The organism is Grimontia sp. THUN1695 (assembly GCF_059704325.2).
This window is the reverse complement of sequence record NZ_AP046577.1, coordinates 1378277-1401401: the sequence shown is the minus strand read 5'-3', so window position 1 is coordinate 1401401 and position 23125 is coordinate 1378277. Positions and strand designations below refer to the sequence as shown.

Annotated in this window: 20 protein-coding genes and 1 pseudogene; 12 read left to right on the top strand and 9 right to left on the bottom strand. The window is 49.3% G+C overall.

The genetic code is table 11. From position 1 onward, the window contains the following. Positions 1-190: 190 nt before the first annotated feature. The 5 genes from ltnD (at position 191) to AC6IB1_RS09865 (ending at position 5308) form a co-directional block, all read left to right on the top strand. Complete coding sequence (gene ltnD / locus AC6IB1_RS09885) at positions 191-1096, top strand: L-threonate dehydrogenase (RefSeq protein ID WP_497568883.1); 906 nt, start codon at positions 191-193, stop codon at positions 1094-1096. Positions 1097-1098: 2 nt separating this feature from the next. Then, positions 1099-2355 (top strand): 3-oxo-tetronate kinase, encoded by a 1257-nt coding sequence (otnK, locus tag AC6IB1_RS09880; RefSeq protein ID WP_497568882.1) that lies wholly within the window; start codon positions 1099-1101, stop codon positions 2353-2355. Continuing rightward, positions 2352-2984: a 3-oxo-tetronate 4-phosphate decarboxylase gene (gene otnC / locus AC6IB1_RS09875; RefSeq protein ID WP_497568881.1), complete on the top strand. Its 633-nt coding sequence runs from the start codon at positions 2352-2354 to the stop codon at positions 2982-2984. Before otnK ends, otnC begins: the two co-directional genes overlap by 4 nt. Then, entirely contained in the window at positions 2984-3760 is a 777-nt protein-coding gene (gene otnI, locus AC6IB1_RS09870; protein WP_497568880.1) for a 2-oxo-tetronate isomerase, read from the top strand. Before otnC ends, otnI begins: the two co-directional genes overlap by 1 nt. 96 nt (positions 3761-3856) lie before the next feature. Beyond that, positions 3857-5308 (top strand): GntP family permease, encoded by a 1452-nt coding sequence (locus AC6IB1_RS09865; protein WP_497568879.1) that lies wholly within the window; start codon positions 3857-3859, stop codon positions 5306-5308. Positions 5309-5428: 120 nt separating this feature from the next. Here AC6IB1_RS09865 and napF read toward each other — a convergent pair whose 3' ends face one another. Then, a complete protein-coding gene (gene napF / locus AC6IB1_RS09860) occupies positions 5429-5977 on the bottom strand; it encodes a ferredoxin-type protein NapF (RefSeq protein ID WP_497568878.1) in 549 nt (182 codons plus the stop codon). A gap of 3 nt (positions 5978-5980) precedes the next feature. After that, a complete protein-coding gene (locus AC6IB1_RS09855; RefSeq protein WP_497568877.1) occupies positions 5981-6562 on the bottom strand; it encodes a molecular chaperone TorD family protein in 582 nt (193 codons plus the stop codon). A gap of 301 nt (positions 6563-6863) precedes the next feature. Here AC6IB1_RS09855 and AC6IB1_RS09850 point away from each other — a divergent pair, with 301 nt between their 5' ends. Genes AC6IB1_RS09850 through AC6IB1_RS09840 form a run of 3 tightly spaced genes read left to right on the top strand, consistent with a single transcriptional unit; the run spans position 6864 to position 10780 of the window. After that, the gene (locus tag AC6IB1_RS09850; RefSeq protein WP_497568876.1) at positions 6864-9308 is read left to right on the top strand and encodes a DmsA/YnfE/YnfF family dimethyl sulfoxide reductase; all 2445 of its coding nucleotides are present in this window, start codon (positions 6864-6866) and stop codon (positions 9306-9308) included. 10 nt (positions 9309-9318) lie between these two features. Next, on the top strand, positions 9319-9933 hold the full coding sequence (locus tag AC6IB1_RS09845; protein WP_497568875.1) for a DMSO/selenate family reductase complex B subunit: 615 nt from the start codon (positions 9319-9321) through the stop codon (positions 9931-9933). 1 nt (position 9934) lies between these two features. Further along, a complete protein-coding gene (locus AC6IB1_RS09840) occupies positions 9935-10780 on the top strand; it encodes a DmsC/YnfH family molybdoenzyme membrane anchor subunit (protein WP_497568874.1) in 846 nt (281 codons plus the stop codon). 93 nt (positions 10781-10873) lie between these two features. Here the strand turns inward: AC6IB1_RS09840 and AC6IB1_RS09835 are convergent, their stop codons facing one another. The 3 genes and pseudogenes from AC6IB1_RS09835 to AC6IB1_RS09825 form a co-directional block, all read right to left on the bottom strand. Beyond that, positions 10874-11494 (bottom strand): response regulator, encoded by a 621-nt coding sequence (locus tag AC6IB1_RS09835; RefSeq protein ID WP_497568873.1) that lies wholly within the window; start codon positions 11492-11494, stop codon positions 10874-10876. Between the two features lie 32 nt (positions 11495-11526). Beyond that, positions 11527-11736, bottom strand: a pseudogene (locus AC6IB1_RS09830) (ATP-binding protein); the annotation flags it as partial. A gap of 8 nt (positions 11737-11744) precedes the next feature. Next, positions 11745-12776, bottom strand: coding sequence for an IS630 family transposase (locus AC6IB1_RS09825; RefSeq protein ID WP_497568872.1), 1032 nt, complete (start codon positions 12774-12776; stop codon positions 11745-11747). A gap of 234 nt (positions 12777-13010) precedes the next feature. Between AC6IB1_RS09825 and AC6IB1_RS09820 the strand changes: the two genes are divergently transcribed. After that, on the top strand, positions 13011-13577 hold the full coding sequence (locus AC6IB1_RS09820) for a gamma-glutamylcyclotransferase (protein WP_497568871.1): 567 nt from the start codon (positions 13011-13013) through the stop codon (positions 13575-13577). Positions 13578-13657: 80 nt separating this feature from the next. On the opposite strand, the gene AC6IB1_RS09815 is transcribed toward AC6IB1_RS09820, so the two are convergent. Both AC6IB1_RS09815 and AC6IB1_RS09810 read right to left on the bottom strand, forming a co-directional pair. Continuing rightward, positions 13658-14653: an OmpA family protein gene (locus tag AC6IB1_RS09815; protein WP_497568870.1), complete on the bottom strand. Its 996-nt coding sequence runs from the start codon at positions 14651-14653 to the stop codon at positions 13658-13660. 335 nt (positions 14654-14988) lie between these two features. Beyond that, positions 14989-15678: a DUF2786 domain-containing protein gene (locus tag AC6IB1_RS09810; RefSeq protein WP_497568869.1), complete on the bottom strand. Its 690-nt coding sequence runs from the start codon at positions 15676-15678 to the stop codon at positions 14989-14991. A 191-nt stretch (positions 15679-15869) separates the two neighbouring features. On the opposite strand from AC6IB1_RS09810, the gene AC6IB1_RS09805 reads away from it, so the two are divergent. Together AC6IB1_RS09805 and AC6IB1_RS09800 are read left to right on the top strand one after the other, a co-directional pair. Further along, on the top strand, positions 15870-16775 hold the full coding sequence (locus tag AC6IB1_RS09805) for a DMT family transporter (RefSeq protein ID WP_497568868.1): 906 nt from the start codon (positions 15870-15872) through the stop codon (positions 16773-16775). 79 nt (positions 16776-16854) lie between these two features. Then, positions 16855-19212 (top strand): DNA polymerase II, encoded by a 2358-nt coding sequence (locus tag AC6IB1_RS09800; RefSeq protein WP_497568867.1) that lies wholly within the window; start codon positions 16855-16857, stop codon positions 19210-19212. A 67-nt stretch (positions 19213-19279) separates the two neighbouring features. Here the strand turns inward: AC6IB1_RS09800 and AC6IB1_RS09795 are convergent, their stop codons facing one another. Further along, a complete protein-coding gene (locus tag AC6IB1_RS09795) occupies positions 19280-19591 on the bottom strand; it encodes a hypothetical protein (protein ID WP_005505297.1) in 312 nt (103 codons plus the stop codon). Positions 19592-19917: 326 nt separating this feature from the next. On the opposite strand from AC6IB1_RS09795, the gene AC6IB1_RS09790 reads away from it, so the two are divergent. Then, complete coding sequence (locus AC6IB1_RS09790) at positions 19918-20184, top strand: DUF1289 domain-containing protein (RefSeq protein WP_040529020.1); 267 nt, start codon at positions 19918-19920, stop codon at positions 20182-20184. Positions 20185-20288: 104 nt separating this feature from the next. On the opposite strand, the gene AC6IB1_RS09785 is transcribed toward AC6IB1_RS09790, so the two are convergent. Further along, positions 20289-23123: an FAD-binding and (Fe-S)-binding domain-containing protein gene (locus AC6IB1_RS09785; protein ID WP_497568866.1), complete on the bottom strand. Its 2835-nt coding sequence runs from the start codon at positions 23121-23123 to the stop codon at positions 20289-20291. Between the last annotated feature and the right edge of the window lie 2 nt (positions 23124-23125).

The following is a 23125-nucleotide window of genomic DNA, read 5'->3' as shown; positions in this document are numbered from 1 at the left end:
CCAGAGGGGAACGTTCCTTCAAAACTTGCATTCCGGTCGATAAATAACCTTAAGTTGAAGAGGTTTTATCTTTTGAGTTCGAAGTGAGAGAAGAATCACGGACACGAGGTTATGGATTCACAGATAATCACATCATATAACAAATATTAACACATTGCGCTTGGCGCATCACAGAATGTGAGAGTAGATGATGAACCAGAATACAGTGAAATCCGTGGCAGTGATCGGATTAGGCTCAATGGGTATGGGCGCCGCTAAGTCGTGCATTCGCGCCGGTCTTGATGTTTACGGTGTCGATCTTAATCCTGCGGCACTTGAAACCCTCAAAAATGCCGGCGCCAAAGACGTCGCGACAGATGCAAACCAGTTCGCCAGTGAACTGGACGCAGTGTTAATTCTTGTGATTAACGCCAAGCAGGTTAAGTCCGTGCTGTTTGATTCGGGATTGGCGGCAAACATGAAACCGCAAACGGCCGTTATGGTCTCGGCCACGATTTCAGCGCAGGATGCCAAAGAGATTGAAGCGGGCCTGAAAGCCCATGATCTGGTGATGCTGGATGCACCGGTTTCCGGCGGCGCTGTAAAAGCGGAAGCGGGTGAGATGACCATCATGGCGTCTGGCTCACCGCAGGCGTTTGAGATGTTGAAGCCGGTGTTGGATGCCACGGCGGGCAAGGTTTACAACATCGGCGAAGAAATTGGTCTTGGTGCGACCGTGAAAATTATTCACCAACTGCTGGCGGGTGTACATATCGCAGCCGGTGCAGAAGCGATGGCGCTGGCAGCACGTGCCAACATCCCGCTGGATCTGATGTATGACGTTGTTACCAACGCCGCAGGCAATTCCTGGATGTTTGAAAACCGCATGAAGCATGTCGTGGATGGCGACTACTCGCCGAAATCCATGGTCGATATTTTCGTGAAAGACCTCAACCTGGTTGCGGACACCGCACAGGATTTGCGCTTCCCACTGCCATTGGCAAGCACTGCACTCAATATGTTCACGTCAGCCAGCAATTCAGGCTACGGCAAAGAAGATGACAGCGCCGTGATCAAGATTTTTGACGGCATCAAACTGCCAGGCGTGGAGAAGTAATCATGTTGTTAGGTGTAATTGCAGACGATTTTACCGGCGCTACCGACATCTCAGGCTTTCTGGTTGAAAACGGTATGCGCACCGTGCAGCTTAACGGTGTGCCTGCCAAAGATACCCAAGTTGATGCTGATGCTGTGGTGATCAGCCTGAAATCCCGCTCTTGCCCAGCCGGGGAAGCAGTAGCCGACTCCCTCGCGGCGCTTTCCTGGCTGCAAGATCAGGGTTGCCAGCAGTTTTACTTTAAATACTGCTCAACCTTCGACAGTACCGCCAAAGGCAATATTGGTCCGGTAACTGACGCGCTGCTGGATGCATTGGGTGAAAAATTCACCATTGTATGCCCGGCGCTGCCGGTTAACGGCCGTACCGTATTCAACGGTCACCTGTTTGTGCTTGGTGAACCACTCAATGAATCCGGTATGAGTAATCATCCGGTAACGCCAATGACGGATTCCAGCCTTGTACGCCTGATGAAAGCACAATCAAAAGGCGAAGTGGGTCTGGTGAATTACCAGACCATCGAAATGGGCAGCGAACAGATCCGCGCCAAATTTGACGAGTTACAAGCGCAAGGCTGCCGTTATGCCGTGGTAGATGCATTTAACGCAGACCACCTGCAAACGCTGGGTGAAGCGGTGAAATCGCTCAAGCTGGTGACCGGCGGTTCGGGCCTTGCGGCAGGGATTGCGAAAAACTGGGTCACCCACCTTGCCGACCAGAGCGAAGCCAAATCCGCAGGGCGTCCAGCCAAAGCCCAAACCGTGATCCTGTCTGGGTCCTGTTCAGTGATGACCAACAAGCAAGTTGCGTCTTATCAGGGTAAAGCGCCGCACTTTGCGGTGGATGTTGAGGCATGCCTGACTGATGACACATACAGCCAGCAGGTGAGCAAATGGGTATGTGGCCAGCTAGAAAACGACTACGCGCCAATGGTTTTTGCAACCGCAGAGCCGGAAAAACTCAACGCCATCCAAACTCAGTACGGCGCGGAAGCTTCAAGTCATGCTGTAGAGAAATTCTTCAGTGAACTGGCTTACAAGCTCAAAGAACATGGCGTGAAAAACTTCATTGTGGCCGGTGGCGAAACATCCGGCACTGTAACACAGAGCCTTGGCGTTAAAGGCTTCCATATTGGGCCACAGATTGCGCCGGGCGTGCCGTGGGTGAAATCACTGGATGGCGATCTGTCACTGGCCCTGAAATCCGGCAACTTTGGCGATGAAACCTTCTTTGAAAAAGCGCAGGAGTTCTTTTTATGAGTGAACAGGCACTGCGGGAACAAATGGTCTCATTGGCCCGATCAATGTTTGAGCGCGGTTATGCCACAGGCGGGGCAGGGAACCTTTCCGTCAAATTACCCAACGGTCACTTTCTTGCTACGCCGACCGGATCGTCCTTCGGGCGTTTAGTGGCGGAAGAGCTGTCGGTGGTTGATATCGACGGTAACCAGATTTCCGGCAAGAAAGCCTCAAAAGAAATTGCATTCCATCTGGCGATTTACCGCAACAAGCCAACGTGTAATGCCATCGTCCACTTGCATTCCACGTATTTGACCGCGCTGTCATGCCTGGAAAATCTGGACATGAACAACGCCATCAAGCCGTTTACGCCTTATTACGTGATGCGGGTAGGTGAGCTGCCGGTGATCCCTTATCTCCGTCCGGGACATCCACAAATTGCTGAAGAGCTTGCAAAACGCGCCAGCGATTACCGCGCTTTCCTGCTCGCCAACCACGGACCCGTGATTACCGGTACTGATTTAACGGATGCGGTCGATAACGCCGAAGAGCTGGAAGAAACCGCCAAGCTGATGTTTTTACTCAAAGATAAACCTGTTCGTTACCTGACTGACGACGAAGTGACAGATCTTCAAAGGAGAGGAAAATAATGGCCCGATTTGCAGCAAACCTCACCATGCTGTTCAACGAAGTGGATTTTCTGGCGCGTTTTGAAAAAGCCCACCAGTCAGGGTTCAAAGCGGTGGAGTTCCTGTTCCCTTATGCCTTTGAACCTCAGGTTCTGGCAGACAAGCTCCAACAGTTTGGTCTTGAACAGGCGCTGTTCAACATGCCGCCGGGAGATTGGGACGCCGGCGAGCGTGGCATGGCAGCAATCCCCGGTCGTGAAGAAGAATTCCGTCAAAGTGTGGATGTGGCTCTGACGTATGCTAAGGCACTGAACTGTAAAAAGGTTCACGCGATGTCTGGCCTGCGGGACAGTAATTTCAGCTACCAGAAGCACGTTGAAACGTTTCTGGGGAATATCCGTTACGCCGCTGATAAGTTCGCAGAACACGGCATTGAGTTGATGATTGAACCGCTGAATTCCCGTGATGTACCGGGGTACTTCGTGGCGCACCAGCGTGAAGCCGTCGAACTTATTGAGCAAGTCAACCGCCCCAACGTGAAGCTGCAGTTTGACGTTTACCATGCCCAAATCATGGATGGCGACATCACTGTGATGATCTGTGAGCTGGCTGATTATATCGGGCACGTGCAAATCGCCTCTGTACCTGACAGGCATGAACCGTCAGAAGGTGAAATTCATTATCCGCACGTGTTTAACCAACTCGACAAAGCCGGATACAACGGGTGGATTGGCTGCGAATACAAGCCAAGGAATACCACCGAAGAAGGCTTGGGATGGCTGAAACCTTATCTTTGATTTTACAACTAGAACAAAAATATGCCTCAACCCCTTTGTTTTGGGGTTGAAGGCACGGTTCGTGTAGAAACAAAAATCTGAATGGAAGGACAAATAATGGACGCAGCGTTAATAGGAATTATCGTGGGGATCATCGCCATGATGGGGATGATTATAAAAACCCGCATTCCAGTAGCTCTCGCTATGGTATTGGCAAGCATTATCATGGGGTTGTTTGCCGGTATGGCACCGACAGAGTTGATTAATGCAATTCAATCTGGCTTTGGTGGTGTACTGGGTGGCATCGGCCTTATCATCGCGTTTGGCGTGATCATGGGCGCATGTTTCGAGCGCTCTGGTGCGGCAGTGCGTATGGCGAAAACCTTCGTGAAACTTTGCGGTAGAGGCCGTGAAGATATCGCGCTTGGTTTCACCGGGGTGCTGGTAGCTATCCCGGTATTTTGTGACTCTGCGTACATCATTCTTCACTCGCTTGTTCGCGCAATTTCACGCAACACCGGTAAATCAGCCGTGGGTTTGGGTGTCACACTGGCACTAGGTCTTTTGATCACTCACGCACTGGTGCCGCCAACGCCTGGTCCGGTTGCTGTTGCGGGTATCCTTGATGTCGATCTGGGTGTATACATGTTGTGGGGCCTGATGGTATCTGTCCCTATGATGTTGTTGTCACTGATTTACATCCGCAAAGTAGCAAAGGATTACTACCGCATTCCAAATGGCCAGCAGTGGATCACCTCACACGCTGACTGGGCGAATCTGGAAAAAGTGAAAGAAGCCGATGAGAGCAAGCTGCCAAGTAACTTCCTGTCATTTGGTCCCATCCTTATCCCGATTGTGCTGATTCTGGCTAATACTCTGGTTGGTAAAGGCGATTCTGTTATCCATACCTTGCTGTCACTGATTGGTAACCCTGTTGTGGCTGTCGGTATCGGTGTGCTGTTGGCCCTGTATGGCCTGACTCGCCACATTGACCGCAAAGACATGATCGGTTCAATGGATGATTCGCTGGCAACCACTGGTCTTATCCTTGTTGTTACCGGTTGTGGTGGTGCGATGGGTGCGGTACTGAAAGCCTCGGGCGCGGGTCCACAAGTGGCTGAAGCCATCGCGAGCAGCGGTATTCCGCCTCTGTTGGTGCCATTGGCGATTGCGTCACTGTTGCGCCTTATTCAGGGTTCAGCGACGGCTTCAATGATGGTAGCTGCGACCATGACACTGCCGCTGGTGGAAACACTGGGTCTGGATCCTGTGTTTGTAGCGCTGGCATGTGCAGTCGGTCCGGTTGGCTTCTCTCACCTGAACGATTCGTACTTCCACATTATCAGCCGCACACTGGGTATTACTGAGTTGGGTGACCAGCTGAATATCTGGACAGTCACCTCAACCATTGCGTGGGCAATCGGTGCGAGTATTGTCATGGCACTGAACCTGATCTTCGGTCAGGGTGGTACTCTGGTTGACCCAGCGATTCCATTTATCGTGCTGGCAGTAATCATGCTTTGGGTTAAATCCCGCGATAAACAAAATACCGTCGCGCAGGCCAGCTAACGGCGATTCGCAACCTTTCCCTGGCAGCTCGGGGAAAGGTTGATGGCGAAATAAGAGAGTTATCCACGCCGGGGAAATGCAACGTGCAGATCCTCAGCCAACGTGGGTAGCTCTTTTCTTTTATGCGGGTGTGTTTTTTTGAAGTGAAATCGCGCCGATATAACAACCCAGTTTACATTCGCCGCAACCGTTGCAGTTTGCAGAGACCGTAGGGAGTTGGTTGGCGATTACTGTGATAGCCCCTTGTGGGCAGGCATCGGCGCATTCATCGCACGTGCCGAGTGAACGGGCATTGCAACTGTGTGAAAATACAGGCCGCCAGCCGGTGTCTTTCGGGGCGTTGGGTTGCAAAGCACCGGTTTCACAGGCCAAGGCACAAGCGTTGCAGAAGGTGCAGTGGTTAAGGCTAAGATCCAGTTCAGGCCCATTTCTGTCCATTTGCAAAATCTGTTGCGGACAGGCATCCACGCAGTCTCCACACTGGTTGCAAAGCCGTGTAAACAATGCTTCTTCGATAGCACCTATCGGTCTGCCCGCATTGATTCGTGGGGTGTTTTCCGCTTCTGCCGCGTCTTTTGCTCGGCGGCTGATTGCGCGGAAAAAATCCCGGCGGCTGGTGGTTTGTTCTGTCAGCCTCTCAGCAAGGGGTATGGTTTTGTCATCAGGCAAGGCTCAAACCCTTTCCCAGTAAATACGGCGGTTGGCCGGTTCAATATTGCTTTCCTCAGCAACCATCTTTAACCAGTTTTCAGTAAACAGTGCGAGGTTTTGATAAAACGCCGTTTGTGCGTGTTTCTGCATTTCTTCCAGCATCACATAAGCGAAGGGCAGCAGGTGGGTTTGCAGTAACACCCTAGCGTTATATTCGTCACCGTTTTCCCACAGCACCGAGAGCAGCATTAGCATCAGGCCGATATGATCTTCTGGCTCACGAACACCTGTGTCGCAATGTAACCCCAGCGCATTGAGGAAGGCGCGATATTCCAGTGTCGATGCACCAAACAGGGCATTCTCATCATCCAGATACGCTGAACCCCAAGGTGGGCAAGGCATATCGCCACTGCCTTGTAACAAGGTAAAAAAGTCAGTTTCAAGATCATCAGGGCTGTTTTGGCGGGCGCTACCTGCCAGCGCATTGAGTAATTCGTGCTGTTGTTGGCCGAATTCGCGAATGATTGCTGCCACCGTTTCTGATGCAGGAGAAGTGTAAAACAGGGTGCCAAGCAAGCGGGCCAGGGGAGCTTCAGTTTGCATAATCATTGAATGAAATGGATTTGTACGCAGTTTAGCGAGTTTGTCTTGCACACGCTTTGCGCCGCATCAAACAATAATTCATACCCTCGTTTTTTTATTTGATAGTAATAATGATTGTCATTTAATTAATTTTTAGCACAAAATTCTGATTTTGTGATTTTAGTGCCACTTTAGAATTAGGCATTTATTGGTTACTGATTTTATTGATTTGTCACAATGTTATTAAGGGTATTCAGGAGGATGTTGGTGGATGGACGACGACAAAAGTGTTGTCGCTGAATAAACCAAGAGAATGTCGTCAATGAAAAAAAAGATTAACGCGTTACTGGCGGGTGGCTTGTCGCGGCGAGAGTTTGTGAAGTCTTCTTCTGCTCTGGGTGGCCTTGCTGCTACTGCAGGAGCAGTTTCACTGCCGTTTAAATCCCACCCTGTTGCAGCCGCCACGTCTGCAGCTAAAGACGAGAAAGTGGTATGGAGCGCATGCACGGTCAACTGCGGCAGCCGTTGCCCGCTGCGCATGCACGTGGTTGATGGTGAAATCAAATGGGTCGAAACCGATAACACAGGTAACGACGAATACGGAAACCATCAGGTCCGTGCCTGTTTGCGGGGCCGTTCGATGCGCCGCCGTGTGTATAACCCTGATCGCCTTAAATACCCGATGAAGCGCGTGGGCGCACGTGGTGAGGGTAAGTTTAAGCGCATCACATGGGACGAGGCATACGACGAGATAGCCAATAACCTCAAACGCATCATCAAAGAGTATGGCAATGAGGCGATTTACCTTAATTATGGTACCGGCACCCTGGGCGGCACAGTCACCAAATCCTGGCCGCCGGGCAGCACGTTGATTGCTCGCCTGATGAACCTGACAGGCGGTTATCTCAACCATTACGGTGACTACTCAACCGCACAAATTGCAGTGGGTCTTCATTACACCTACGGTGGCTGGGCTTACGGCAACTCATTCTCCGATTTGGAGAACACTAAACTTATTGTCCAGTTTGGTAACAACCCGGCAGAAACACGCATGTCGGGTGGTGGCCTGATCCATCACATGATGGAAAGCAAAGCACGCTCCAACGCCCGCATGATTGTTGTTGACCCACGATACACCGATACTGCCGGTGGCCGTGAAGATCAGTGGGTGCCAATCCGCCCGGGTACAGATACCGCGCTGGTATCGGCAATGGCATACGTCATGATCACCGAAAATCTGGTCGATCAGGCGTTCCTTGATACTTACTGCGTAGGGTACGACGAGAAAACCTTGCCAGCATCTGCGCCACCTAAGAGCGATTACAAGTCGTATATTCTGGGTGACGGGCCGGACGGTATGGCGAAAACGCCAGAATGGGCGTCACCGATCACCGGTATTCCTGCTGATCAAATCATCAAGCTTGCCCGTGAGATTGGTTCAACCAAACCCTGTGCCATCATTCAGGGCTGGGGCCTGCAACGTACGGCTGCCGGAGAAATTGCATCCCGTGCGATTGCCATGCTTGCGCTGCTGACCGGCAACGTAGGTATTCACGGTGGTGGTACAGGCGCGCGCGAATCTGACTACAACATTCCGTTTGTCCGTTTCCCGACACTGAAAAACCCGGTGAAAGCATCTATTCCTATGTTTCTGTGGACCGATGCGATTGTCCGTGGTCCGGAAATGACAGCAACACGGGATGGGATCCGGGGTGTCGATAAGCTCAGCGTGCCTATCAAGTTCATCTGGAACTACGCAGGTAACTGCCTGATCAACCAACATTCAGACATCAACAAAACCCATGAAATCCTGCAGGATGACAAGGCATGCGAGATGATCGTGGTGATCGACAACCATATGACGTCTTCTGCGAAATACGCTGACATTGTGTTGCCGGACCTGACGACCTCAGAGCAGGCTGATTTCTGTATGGACGGCAAGGCCGCGAACATGCCGTACTTTATCTTTGCGGATAAAGCGATAGAGCCACAGTTTGAAGCCAAAGGCATCTATGAAATGTGCGCTGAAATTGCGAAACGCATGGGAGTGGGAGAGGCGTTCACTGAAGGGCGCGATCAAGAAGGCTGGCTGCGTCATCTGTATGCACAGACGCGCGAGATTGACCCGTCACTGCCAGATTTCGAGACCATGCGTAAACAGGGGATTTATAAGCGCCGTGACCCGAACGGTCACTTCGTCGCATACAAAGCTTTCCGTGAAGATCCGGTCAACAATCCGCTGAGCACGCCTTCCGGCAAAATTGAAATTTACTCTGAAGCGTTGGCAAAAATTGCTGAAACATGGGAGCTGAAGGATGACGAAGTGATCCATCCGTTGCCGATATATGTGTCGACCTTCGAAGGGTGGGATGACAGCAAGCGCGGCACTTATCCGCTTCAACTGACCGGCTTCCACTACAAAGCGCGCACCCACTCCACCTATGGCAACGTCGATATCATCAAAGAAGCGGCACGTCAGGAAGTGTGGATCAACCCGATTGATGCGGCAGAGCGTGGCATTGAAAACGGCGACTTAGTGCGCATCTTCAATGACCGCGGTGAAGTACACATTCCTGCCAAAGTCACGCCGCGTATCATGCCGGGTGTCACTGCATTGGGTGAGGGCGGCTGGTATGCGCCGGGTAAAAATAAGGTCGACAAAGGTGGTTGTATCAACGTACTGACTACGCACCGTCCAAGCCCGTTGGCAAAAGGCAACCCACAACACACCAACCTGGTGGAAGTGCAACTGGTGAAAAAGGCATAAAGGGTAAACCATGAAACAATACGGTTTTTATATTGATTCAAGTAAGTGCACCGGTTGTAAAACCTGTCAGTTGTCGTGCAAAGACAACAAAGATCTGGGGGTCGGTGTGAATTATAGGCGGGTATATGAATACGCCGGGGGTAACTGGGTAAAAGACGGTGAAACCTGGCGTCAGGATGTGTTCGCGTATTACGTCTCCATGGCGTGCAACCATTGCAGTGACCCCGCCTGTACTAAAGTTTGTCCAAGTGGCGCGATGCACAAACGTGAAGATGGCTTTGTCGTGGTAGATACCGATACCTGTATCGGCTGTCAGTATTGCTCCATGGCGTGTCCTTACGGTGCACCCCAGTACAACGCAGAAAAAGGCCATATGACCAAGTGTGACGGTTGCTACGAGCGTGTCGCAGAAGGGTTGCAGCCGGTATGTGTTGAATCTTGCCCGTTACGTGCGCTGGAGTTTGGTCCAATAGATGAGCTGCGTGCCAAATACGGCACCTTGGCTGAAGTGGCACCCTTGCCATCTGCCGCATTGACGCGACCTAACATTGTTATCAAACCGAACCGCCATGCCCGTCCGAGTGGTGATACCACCGGCTATCTGGCGAATCCGAAGGAGGTTTAATATGGCATGGCATGAATGGCCATTGGTGGTTTTCACCGTGTTTGCCCAAACGGCAGTCGGGGCGTTTATTGTTCTAAGCGTATTGCTGCTGTCGAAGCAATTTTGTCCGAGCGGCGAAGCGCGTCTGCATAAATCTATGTTTGGTCTATGGGCCATCATGGGGTTGGGCTTTATTGCGTCAACCATGCATTTGGGGTCGCCCCACCGCGCGTTTAACGCCCTGAACATGGTAGGCAGTTCGTGGCTTTCCAATGAAATTGCCAGCGGCAGTGTGTTCTTTGCATTGGGTGGTTTGTTCTGGCTGCTTTCTGTGTTGGATAAAGGCAGTGACGGTATTCGTAAATTGCTTCAACTTGGCGCGATCGCCGTGGGGGCTTTTTTCATGTACGCCATGATCATGGTTTACATGATTGATACGGTGCCAAGCTGGTATACCGGCCTGACGCCAATGGCGTTTTTACTGACCATGGCAGTCAGTGGGCTTGCGCTGGCGCATCTGTTGCTGGTAGTGGCAAAACATGAGCTCACAACGGCTGACAAAGCATTGCCGGTGCTGGGGCTACTGGCAGCGATGGGTGTGATGATTGCGGTTGCAATGTTAATGGCACACCTTGGCGGTATCACCACCAGTGTGACCTCTGGTCTTGCGGTGGTCCCTGACATGGCGACAACACAGCTGATCCGCCTTGGCCTGCTGGCAACGGGTATGGGTATCTGGCTGGTTCCTCTGCTGATGAAGCAACAGCCAGCTTTGCCTGTCATAGTGCTGGCGTTTGCCCTGATTTTGGTGTCAGAACTGGTTGGTCGTGGGCTGTTCTACGGCATGCATTTTACAGCCGGTGTTTAGGTAAATCCCGCCTATTTCATAGGCGTTAAAACCCAACAGCGCCCCGGTGTTCAGCCGGGGCGTTTTTTTGTGTGAGGGGAAGGGTTGGTGTGTTTAAGTGCCTTGATTGGCAGCCCTGATTTTGCCATATACGTATGCAAGCTCCGCGACGGTTTTGGCAGCGAATTTTTTGAGTAAACTCGCCCGGTGTACCTCCACAGTTCGCATCGCAATGCAAAGCTCATCGGCAATGCGGATATTCCGTTTCCCGGCAATGATGAGCTGTAAAATGTCTTTCTCCCGTGATGTCAGCGACGCATAGGCCGACTGTGCGGCGGCAGTATCTAGATTTGCTGCAGACTGTTTCTGGCCCTGAATGATGGCTTCGGCCAATGCTTCACCTTTTACGGGCTTTTGGAAAAAGTGGACTGCACCGGTTTGTAATGCCTCAACCGCCATCGGGATGTCACCATGGCCGGTCAGGTAAATGACCGCAAGAGGGCTTTTCGCTTCAGTTAAAATGTGGTGCACTTGCTGGCCCCTCAATATTGGCATCCTGCTATCAAGGACAACGCAGCCTGCTTTTTGAAGGTCAACGTTATTGAGAAAATCCTGTCCATCAACAAACGTTGTGACATTGAATTGATACCCTTCAAGCATGAAAGCGAGTGAGTCGCGTACAGACTCGTCATCATCAACGACGTAGACAGGTAACAGCTTGGTTTTGTCGTTCATCATTCATTCCAGGTGATTGTCATTGCCGTGTGTTATTGTTTGCTTGTTTGTTGATAGGGCAGGGACAATTCTACGGCGCATCCATGTGGTAATATGGATTGGATAGTCATGTTGCCATTGTGCATTTCAAGCACATCCCTACATATTGCCAACCCCAGCCCCAATCCTTCTTGTTTGGTGCTGACAAACGCCTGAGTTGGGTTGCTGTGCTTTAAGCCCGTCCCATTATCAATAATGCGGATATACCCATTCAACTTGAAGATGCAGGATTGAGCACTTGAAAATTATCATTTATACGAGACGCTAAAGAGCCTGCGATTTGTGGAAGGATCACAGTGAAAAATCGGCCAATAGCCGCTTCAAAATCCCGTTTACTTTTGAAGTAGACATTGTTCCTTACCTGCTCGTTCATCACTTTCCAAAGCCGTTCTATCGGATTGAGGTTGGGACTGTAGGGCAGTAAATAGTGAAGCTCGATATTCAGCACAAAGGCGGCGTCTTTTACTAAGTCGCTTCGGTGATACCCTGCACCATCCAGAATGAGGTGGAGCTTATGCGTCAGTGGGTAGCTTTCTCTCAGCTTGCACAAAAACCTAACGATGTTTTCGCTGTTGATGCTCTCGTAATTATCGATAACAGTGCGGCCAATCTCAGAGAGATTTAATGCCCCCACAATGTTGAGGCGACTGCGGCTTCCCGTGGTTTCAATCGCTTTGTCCTGCCCAGTACGTATCCAGCCATGAGAGAGTTTGGTGGCCTGAGTGGGATGAACCGCATCCATGAACAGGATAGTTTCCTCTTTGCCGCAGCTCGACTTAAGTGCCTTGTAGGCTTCGACAAATTCTTGCTGTTTAGCCTCATCAAACCTGTGAGGGACACCTTTAGGCTTTTTATAGCTAAAACCGTGGTGATGCAGCCACTTGTTCATGCCAGCGACGGTATAGCAGACGCCGAATTGCGCCAGAACATAGGCAGCAATCTGGTGAGTATGGTGATAGGTCACCTCTGTTAAGTGCTCGATGAGCGCCATCGTCTGTGAAGCCGATAAGCGACTGCTGGACCCACCATTTTCAGGTTTGAGTTTCTCGGACTGCGCGTAATCGTGAAGGTGACGGAGAACGGTGGTTTCGTGAATACGCAAGGCTTGAGAAATCATGGCAGTACTCCAACCTTCAGAAGCAAGCAGTACCGCTTTAATACGGTCACGCACTCGACCATCACGCGTTTTATCGTGCTGGTTTTCGAGTTCATGTTTTTGCTTGTAGGTCAGAGTCACTTTCATGGGGCGTAGCATGATCCTCATACCGATGAAAATCAAGCATCTTCAATGATCACGGGTATACATAAAGAAATCCAACAAGGATAAAGAAGATGCAACGGGTTTTGGACGTGACCGCGATGAAAATGACATCCGGCTTTGAACGATCATCACTTTCAATGGAACAAGGTTGACAATAACACGTTTTGTTTGGATTAATCGCAAAGGTATTAAGCCAGAGATTTCAGTTAATTTATTATGTATATATTCGGATATGGAAGTTTGATTAATGACGCATCTCGGCGTTTAACCGGTGAAACGGGTAGGACTGTACCTGCTGTGGTTTCCGGTTTGCAAAGACATTGGGGGCACACGGGTTCACCGGTGATGTCCCACTTGGTTGTCAGGGAAGGGGAAGGACAGTGCAATGGCGTATTAATCCACATTGAAGATGATGCGTTAGAGATTTTTGATATCCGCGAAGCAGGCTATCAGCGTGTGCCGCTGGATTCTGAACGCATTCAGGTGCTTGAAGATGGGTTTGTGGTTGAAGGGCCGGTTTATGTCTATGTAATCGATAAGGTGGTCGCGCCTTGCTACGCGCATCCGATAGCCCAAAGTTATGTCGACACGGTTTTGGCTGGGTGCCTGAGATATTCTGCTGATTTTGCAGAGTGCTTTATTTCATCGACATTAGGTTGGCACTTCCCGCGTATTAACGACAGGCACCAGCCGGTTTACCAGCGTGTAGCGGGTGTTGAGGACAGTGATCGTGTGCTGATTGACAATATGTTGCAGTGCTGCCCCAGACCCTTAGAACGATAGTGTTTCCAGATCAGCAGGTTTTCTTTCCTGAAACAAAAAGCCACGCAACCGCGTGGCTTTGTTCATGAATTCAGGGCTGATTACTCTTCGTAAACAAACTCTGGAGATTCAATTTCAACGCGGCGATTTTTTGCACGACCCTCTTTTGTCTTGTTAGAGGCAATTGGGCTGGTTTCGCCTTTGCCAATAATAGTCAGGCGCTCAGCACTAATACCATTTGAGATGAAGTAGTTAGCCACAGATTGAGCACGCTGTTCAGACAGTTTTTGGTTGAACGCTTCTGAGCCTACGCTATCGGTGTGACCAATAATAGTTGCTGTTGCCTCATCAAAGTCTTGCAGACGTTTGAGCATTGGTCCCAGTTGTTGCGATGCGTTTGGAGACAGTTCTGCCTTGCCAAATGCGAACAGTTCAACGTTGTCCGCTTCAGAGAATACGTACTTCTTCTGCTCTTCAATGACTTCTTCAACCATCACCACTTTTTCAACAACTCTTGGTCTTGGCGCGGGCTTAGCTTGACGACCCAAGTGGAAGGTAACGCCAGCGGTGATCAAGTGATTGTCAGCATTAAAGTACTCTTTGTTCATGTCCGGGATGTATTGGTATTCAAGGCGAACATTGACCAGGTCATTTGCACGGTGGTCAACCCCCAGTGCTGCCATAACGGAATAATCATCTACATCACCCGTTCCGGCTTTGCTGCTCCAGTCCCACCATGCAACACCGAGTTTACCGTAGATATCGGTAAGCTCTGTTACACTGACATTGAACTTAGGTGCCAGTGTCAGGGCGGTCAGATCGCCAGCACCCGCGTTGGCACCTTGGAATGCGGTATTAAAGCGTCCCAAATAGTCATAGGTGGATTCGATAGAAAATTTATTACCGAGATCGTAACCAAGAATCAAACCACCGGCAACGTCGTCATTGTCGCCACAATTACCAGTCGTACAGGCATCATTCAGCGTTGAAACACCAAGACGACCACCCAGGTAGAAATTAGCATCATTTTGGGCGAACACATTTGCCGTTGGACTTAAGGCCACCATGAGTCCAAGGCTTGTCACTGCTTTTTTCATTTTGCTTTCTCCATTCCTTCTAGATAGAGAGGGTTTGGAAGGTAGACTTAGGTATTTTTCAATGAGTCACCATCCTTGAGTTTGCTTTTCGCAAATCTTCTCAATCACCAACAAAAGTGATGATTTAATAAGCTAGGCTAGGTATTGATGCCTTGCAATACAATAGAAAAACGGAAAAATCAGGCTTTTTTAATACAACAATGTTCGAAAAAATGTGCTTTTGGGGTGGGGGTTTAATAAAGTCAATACGTTATATGATGGCGATTATAAATATGCGCAATATTTCTAAATATAGAACAGGTATTCTCAAAAATAAAAAAGCGTAAAAAAAGCGCCTAACAAAGGCGCTTTACTTCTTGAGCTCCGGATACCGGGCGATTGACGGAAATTTGTTTCCCCTTTCGCATTCCTTTTTCATAGTCATCGGTAATATGTTTCATTGCTTCTTTTAATTGTTGTTTGAAGGTTTCGCGGTCGATGTTTTCAAATTGCTTGTCAATATAATCTTTGATTTTCTTATCGGCATCGCCATCAGGTGCAATATTTGGCAATTTAGCTAAGGCTCCTTCAAGCCATCCCATCGTGAAAGACTGAACCCTTCGTCCCAGCTCAGCTTGAGGCGTGCCAGTCCCCTGAAAGCTGTTACGGAATTGACCAATGTGTTCATTCATTTCGCGGTATACAATATCAAATGCAAAAGCTGCGAAAATAGCCCGATCGGCATCGCCAATAAATTCGGCCTTTTTCAAGCCTTTATAATTTGTCAGTACGCATTCAACACCAAACCGCGTATTAATACCACGGATGATTTTTAGAATAGCATCACTGATGGAAGAAGGTAGCAAGGTGTCAGACGTGGTTTTACCCATGCTAATGAAATCAATGTCGTCTTGGTCAAGTCCATATTTTTTCATTAACCGCTGGGCCATTTTAATGGCTTGTGCCGCTTCATTGATGTTAGCGGAGTTGCTCAACTCGAGACACTTGGCAATTTTTTTGAGGGCTTTGCGTTTTGCTTCAGACATTCACGTCACCACTGAAAAAACTGGGGCGGTATTTTACCCTCTATGCCACGTTTTACCAAATTTAAAAAATTGCCTGGTTATGTGAACGGAAAAAGTTCGATACAGATGAATACAGATTTTTTCAACGTTATGAAAGCACTTTAGCAAAGAAGCGGTCAGATTAGGCACGTAAAAAAACAAGGAAGGTGATCATGGCACGCTTGACAAAGGTAAACCCCAAAAATGTATTGATGGCAGTGATTGCAATGGTTTTTTTTGCTGCTAATTCAATCCTTTGTCGGATGGCGTTGGCTGAAGGTGATATCGATCCAGCTTCATTTACGTCAATCAGGCTGGTGTCAGGGGCTTTGGTGTTGTTTGTGTTGGCGGGGTTGGCCCACAAACGTGAAGGTGAACACAATGCATGTTCACTCCTTCGCCAGCCTACAGAGCATTGGTTGGCTGCCGCGATGTTGTTTCTGTATGCCGCAACGTTTTCTTTTGCCTATCTCTATCTGGATACCGGTATGGGCGCTCTCATCCTGTTTGCTTTCGTACAGTTGACGATGTTTGCCTATAGCCACTACAAAGAAGGGGGTGCCAGTGGCGTGGAATATATCGGTGCGTTAGTGGCGATTGCCGGTTTGGGCTACATGGTGTCTCCAGGTATGAATGCCCCGGATGTATGGGGAGCAGGATTGATGGCAATTTCAGGCATAGCCTGGGGGATTTACAGCGTATTGGGTAAAGAGATGAAGGTTCCTCAACTGCCTGCAAACTGTATCAACTTCCGGTTGAGTATTTTCTTTGTTGTGCCGTTTTTTCTGTTGAACATCCCAATGAACAGCATTACGTCGGAGGGTATTTGGTTGGCGGTGGCATCCGGTGCAGGGGCATCTGCCATCGGTTATGCAATCTGGTATGGCGTGGTTCAACGCTTTAAAGCGACGCAAGCGGGGGTGATGCAGTTGTCAGTGCCTATTATCGCTGCGCTAGGGGGATATATGCTGATGGATGAAACATTGACGTTGCGAATGGTGATCTCTGCAACAGTCATCTTGTCAGGGATTGTCGTGACATTTCTTGGCAAACAAATCAAACAGTCATCTCCTGTTTGATTTAAAGAACTTGATAGTAACGCGATTCTGTTGATGGTTGGGGTATACTGCCAGTGAGATTGCTATTATTGAGGCTAACTTGCAGTATCAAGATGGTTTTTTAATCAGTCGCCACAGCCGTGACCTTGGCGAACAGACTGAGCTGACACTCTGGGTTTTAACTGACCAAGGGCCAGCAAAACTGATCATCACCGGTGAAAAGCCGGTGTTTTTTGTGGCAGACCCGCAGGTCAATCAGGCGAAAGCGGTGCTCAATGCCGCAGGGGTTGGTTTCACCTGTCGTGAACTCACCTTAAAAGATTTTTCTCTTCATTCTGTTTCCGGTTTTTATTTCAACACCATTCAGGCTGCTAACCGAGCCAGTCGCCTGTTGCAAATGCAAGAGATAGATCCGCTTGAATCCGATGTGCGTCTGGCTGATCGCTATCTAATGGAACGGTTTATTTGTGGTGGATTGACGTTTGCCGGGCGAGCAATAGCCAAGCGGGGGTATATAGAGTACCGGGATGTAAAAACCAAGGCATCAGATTATTCCACATCACTATCCCGGGTGTCGCTGGATATTGAGTGTTCAGAAAAAGGTGTGCTGTACTCGATTGGTCTGGATAGCAATATGGACAGCCGTGTCATTATGGTGGGGCCAACACCTGAAAATGCAAATGACATGCCCTGGATACAGTGGGTTGATTCAGAACTGAATTTGCTGAATGCGCTCAATGACTGGTTTAAACGTTTTGATCCAGATGTGATAGTTGGCTGGAGCCTCGTGGATTTTGATTTCCGCTTGTTGGTAAAACGTGCTGCCTTCCACAAGCTGGATTTAAGGCTTGGCAGAGGCGCAGAAAAAGCCCACTGGCGTGATTCTTCCAACAGTCGGCAAGGATTTATCACGTTACCAGGACGAGTAGTCATAGACGGCATTGATGCGCTGAAAACCGCAACATACAGTTTCCGATCGTGGTCATTGGAATCTGTTTCCAGGGAGATGTTTGGTGAAGGGAAGGCCATCGACAACCCATATGATCGGATGGACGCCATCAACCGGATGTTTCGTGAAGACAAACTGGCGCTGGCGAAATACAACTTGCAGGACTGTGTGCTGGTTAACCGTATTTTTGAACATACCCACTTGATGGAGTTCTTGATCCAGCGAAGCCGCCTGACCGGCATAGAACTTGACCGTATTGGCGGATCAGTGGCGGCGTTTACCAATCTCTATATGCCCCGGCTTCACCGGGCGGGTTATGTTGCCCCAACGCTGGCCAGCGAAAACTGGATTGCCAGCCCAGGTGGCTATGTGATGGACAGCAAACCGGGGCTCTATAATTCGGTATTGGTACTGGATTTCAAATCCCTGTATCCATCGATCATCCGCACCTTCCTGATTGACCCGCTTGGACTCATTGAAGGGTTACAGAATAAAGAGGAAAGTATTCCAGGGTTTCGTGGTGGTATGTTCCATCGTGAGAAGCATTTCCTGCCAGCTTTGATAGAAAACCTCTGGAAAGCACGTGATGAAGCCAAACAACAGGGAGAAAAAGCGTTTTCACAGGCGATTAAAATCATCATGAACTCGTTTTACGGTGTTCTGGGCTCATCGGGGTGCCGGTTTTTTGATCATAGGCTGGCGTCATCCATTACCATGCGTGGTCATGAAATCATGAAAACCACCCGTGAATTGATAGAAGCGAAAGGGCATGAGGTGATTTACGGAGACACGGATTCGACCTTTGTTTCGTTAGGCCGTCAATACACCAATGAAGAAGCGGATGAGGTTGGCAATGCATTGGTGGCACACATTAACGCATGGTGGATTAACCATCTTAAAACGCAGTACGATATTGAATCGGCGCTGGAAATTGAATATGAAACCCATTACCAGAAATTCCTGATGCCAACAATCCGGGGGCAGGACACTGGCAGTAAAAAACGGTATGCCGGTTTGGTTGATAAAGACGGTGAGCGCCGCATTGTTTACAAAGGATTGGAAACGGTCCGTACCGACTGGACACCGCTGGCGCAATCGTTCCAACAAACCTTGTACCAGAAAGTGTTTGATGGGGAAGACGTTGACGATTACGTTCGCAATACGGTAGAAGATACGTTACGTGGTAACAATAATGCGAAATTGGTTTACCGAAAAAGACTGCGCCGCAAACTCTCTGATTACGAAAAAAATGTACCGCCACATGTGAAAGCAGCACGTAAAGCCGATGAAGTCAATAAACGGCTGGGGCGTGCATTGCAATATCAACACGGGGGGTGGATAGAATATGTTATCACGGTAAATGGGCCTGAACCGCTTGAGGCATTGGAAAGCCCGTATGACTATCAACATTATGTCGACAAACAATTAAAACCCATCGCCGATGGGATATTGCCTTTTATTGGTAAACATTTTGATGATTTGGCGATGCCTCAGTTAGGATTGTTCTAACTTTGGGATACCAGAGAATCAGAAGCCGGGACCCCGGCTTCTTTTCATTGTTGTATGCGCTTCAGACTTAGAAAAAGTCCACACTGGAAATGAATGGGCGTGATGCGACAACCGGATCGAAACAAACCGCACCACGGTTGGGGGTGCAGACTTTAAAAACATCACCACAGTCAAAAATAGCCAGAATCACTTCATCGTCAGCACCAAAGCAATCTGGTAGCTTGTCACCCACTTTGGCAACCACTTCCTGACCTTCGTGCTCCCACGTCAGGGTTTCAATGCGTGTATCGTTAACAGGAGCATCGATATGTTTGGCGATTGCCTGATAGATTGACTCGGCTTGCTCTTGGGACTCTGCGGACGGAACAAAAAACGACATAACTTCCTCCAAATTGAACAAATCTTCCTTGCGCCCTTATCTTTGAATGTATTTGCCAGCCCTAATCTTTAAAACGTTTTGAGTATTCAATCGGTTTTAACATAGTGCTCTGTACTACAAAAAGGCGATAACCCAAAAGGTTATCTGGTCAACTTAGCAAATTTTGGCAACTAAACGCAATGTGATTTTTACTCACTGAGTTGAACAGACCCTAACTAATCTTGATTTTTGAGAACAGAATATTAATAGGTTAGGCGTAAAATTTGCGTTTCATGAAAAAACTCGCTTGAATGAAAACACAGACAACGACTGATATTGGAGGGCCTATGGAACAGCTTGATTTCTTTACCGTGCCCAGCCCGTGTATTGGTGTCTGTCAGGCAAATAATAAAGGGTATTGCAAAGGCTGTTTCAGGAGCAGGGATGAGCGATTTCATTGGAATGATTTGACCAGCGCGCAAAGACGGAATGTGATCCGTTTGTGTAAACAGCGTTATGCCCGGTTGCTGCGTGCCAAATTAGTCAAAGACGCAGAAAGTCAAACAGAGCCGGTGAATCCACAACAGTCGCTTTTCGGTGACGATGAAGAGTAGTCATTCCTAAAAGATCAACAGACTCTGTACTCAACAGAAGCTACGGCCCTTTAACTGGCTTGGCGAGTAAAGGGCAAACTAAACGTATAAACCTTGGTATATATCTAAGATGTCTGCGGTTGTGATGCTTCGTCTAACAGGTACAAAATACTGCGGTAAGGGATCCCGCTGTGATGCGTCAATCCGATTTCACAGGTTCTGCTGTTACTGAACCCCCGGGTGCAGTTCTGTGGGATCTGCGCTTTGAGTGGTGATAGGGCAGACTCATTGAGCTCAGGAGTGAAGAACCCTTTGTCACCGGCAAAACCACAACATTCGATGTGCTCAGGGATAATCACTTCTTTCGCGCAAGCTTGCGCCGCTTTCAGCAACGTATCAGACAGCCCCATGCGTTTTGAGCTACAGGTAATATGCAGCATCACGGGCTCATCAATGGGGGTGATGTCGAGCTCTGACAACAAATGCTCGGTGATAAACCCGGCAGGTTCCTGAATCACCATCGATTTTTCAAACTGTTCTTTACTGAGTTTGGCGCAAGGGCTGGTGTCCATCAATACAGGAAGTTTGCCATGTTCACTGGCATGCCACAGTGCTGCTTCGAGTTCTTCACTTTTTCCCTTGGCGACGCTCTTCATGCCTTTACTGTCAAAAGGCATACCGCAACATAACCCATTGAGCATGTTGGGAATGATAACCTGATAACCAGCACGCTCTAGAAGTGACATTGTCACTTCTGTCAGGTTTCTTTCATCATTGCTGCCAACTTCATTGCCCATGTTCCTGCTGGCACAGGACGGAAAATAAACCACTTTTTTCTCTTTCGCTACGCCAGAGCTTTCAAGCTTGCTCTTGTTAGCCGTCGGAAAGCTTCCATGCCAGGCTGGGGTTTTCCCTTTCGTCAGGGTACGTAATCCGTTAATGGATTTACCGAGAACGTTTTCCCCCAACGTTTTTTGCATCACCTTGTTGGTCGTCAGGCTGGCGCGGGTAAGTGCCGTGACAGTGGAGAAGTGATCAGCACTCCAGCGGGCGATAGGTTCAAACCGTTGGTATTTGTCGATACGAATCTGTTTGATTAAATCACCGGTGTTAATGCCAACAGGACAGCGCTCTGCGCATAGGCCGGTTGCCGCACAGGTATCAACACCAAGGTAATCAAACGCCTTTTTCAGGTCGTGATACCTGTCATCAATTCCTTCGCGCTCCAGACGGCAGAGTTCGCGGTAGATAACAATGCGTTGGCGCGGCGACAGGGACAGGGTCCGAGAAGGGCACACCGCCTCACAAAAACCACATTCAATGCAGCGATCCACCAGATCATCTGCTTTTGGCATAGGCTTGAGATTGGTGACGTGCGCATCGGGGTTGTCATTAATGATGACGCCGGGATTCAGCAGGCCCTTTGGGTCAAAAAGGGCTTTGATGCGTTGCATCAGCACGTAAGCATCGGATCCCCATTCAAGCTCGACATACGGGGCCATATTGCGGCCTGTACCATGTTCGGCTTTCAGTGAGCCTCCGTATTTGACTGCGACGAGCTGGGCGACAGCATCCATAAACTTGCCGTAACGCTCTACCTCTGCGTTATTATCAAAACCCTGAGGAAAGACGAAGTGCAGGTTCCCTTCAAGGGCATGGCCAAAAATGATTGCTTCCTCATACTGGTATTCAGTAAACAGGGTTTGCAGCTCGCGGACGCCTGCTGCCAGTTGCTCGACCGGAAAAGCGACATCTTCAATGATCACGGTTGTGCCCGCTTCACGCACAGCACCGACAGCGGGGAACATGCCTTTGCGAATTCCCCACAGCGTGGCAATTGTCCCGGCATCTGAGGTGAAAGCCACCTGATAGGGAATGTCATACCCGCCAACAGCGGCGAGGACGGTGTCGCATTGCCGGGTAAGTGCTTCTTCATCACTGGCACGGGATTCTACCAGCAACGCACAGTGCTCCAATGTCAGCTCAGAGAGAAACGCTGGCACGCCCGGTTTATCTGCCACAGAACGGAGTGCCCGGCCGTCCATCATTTCGACGGCAGAAACCGGTGTTTTGGCAATAGTGGCGACCGCGTTGGAGGCGGATTCAATATCGCTGAACACCAGCAATGCGGAGGCTTTATTTGGATGTTCCACTACGGTGTGGTAGGTGATTTCAGCAATAAAACCCAGTGTGCCTTCTGAACCCACCATCAGGTGGGTCAGGACATCAATTGGATCATCGAAGTCAATCAAAGCATTCAGGGCGTAGCCTGTGGTGTTTTTCAACCGGTATTTGTGGGCGATGCGCGCCCGGAGTGCTTCATTGGCTTTCACATCGTCACAAAGCGACTGAATACCTTCGATAAGCGCGCGGTGGGTATTTTTGAACGCAGCAACGGAGTCATTATCTGCAGTATCGAGCTGAGTACCGTCGTGAAAAACAACTTTCATCGATGCCACGGTTCTGTAAGTGTTCTGGGCGGTGCCACAACACATACCGCTGGCATTATTCGCGGCGATGCCACCGATTTTGCAACTGTTTATAGATGCCGGATCCGGGCCTATCTTGCGGTTGAAAGGGGCAAGGTAGCGGTTGGCATCCGCGCCTATCACACCGGGTTGAAGGCGGATTTTTTTCCCGTCATCAAGGATGTCGTGATGTCGCCAGTTGTCGGTCAGGGTGATCAGGACTGAATCGGATAACGCCTGACCGGAAAGACTGGTTCCTGCTGCTCGGAATGTAAAGGGCACGTTCAGTTCGCCACAGGCTTGGATGATGTAAACAACATCATCCAAATCATCAGCCTGAACCACAATTTTCGGGATAAGACGGTAGAAACTGGCATCCGTGCCGTAGGCGAGCAGACGGGTTTCATCGCGGATAAGGCGCTCTTCCGGAATAGTTTGGTTTAGCGTCTCAAACAGCGTGTCATAAATTGCATCAGCCAACGTCTGGCTCATGG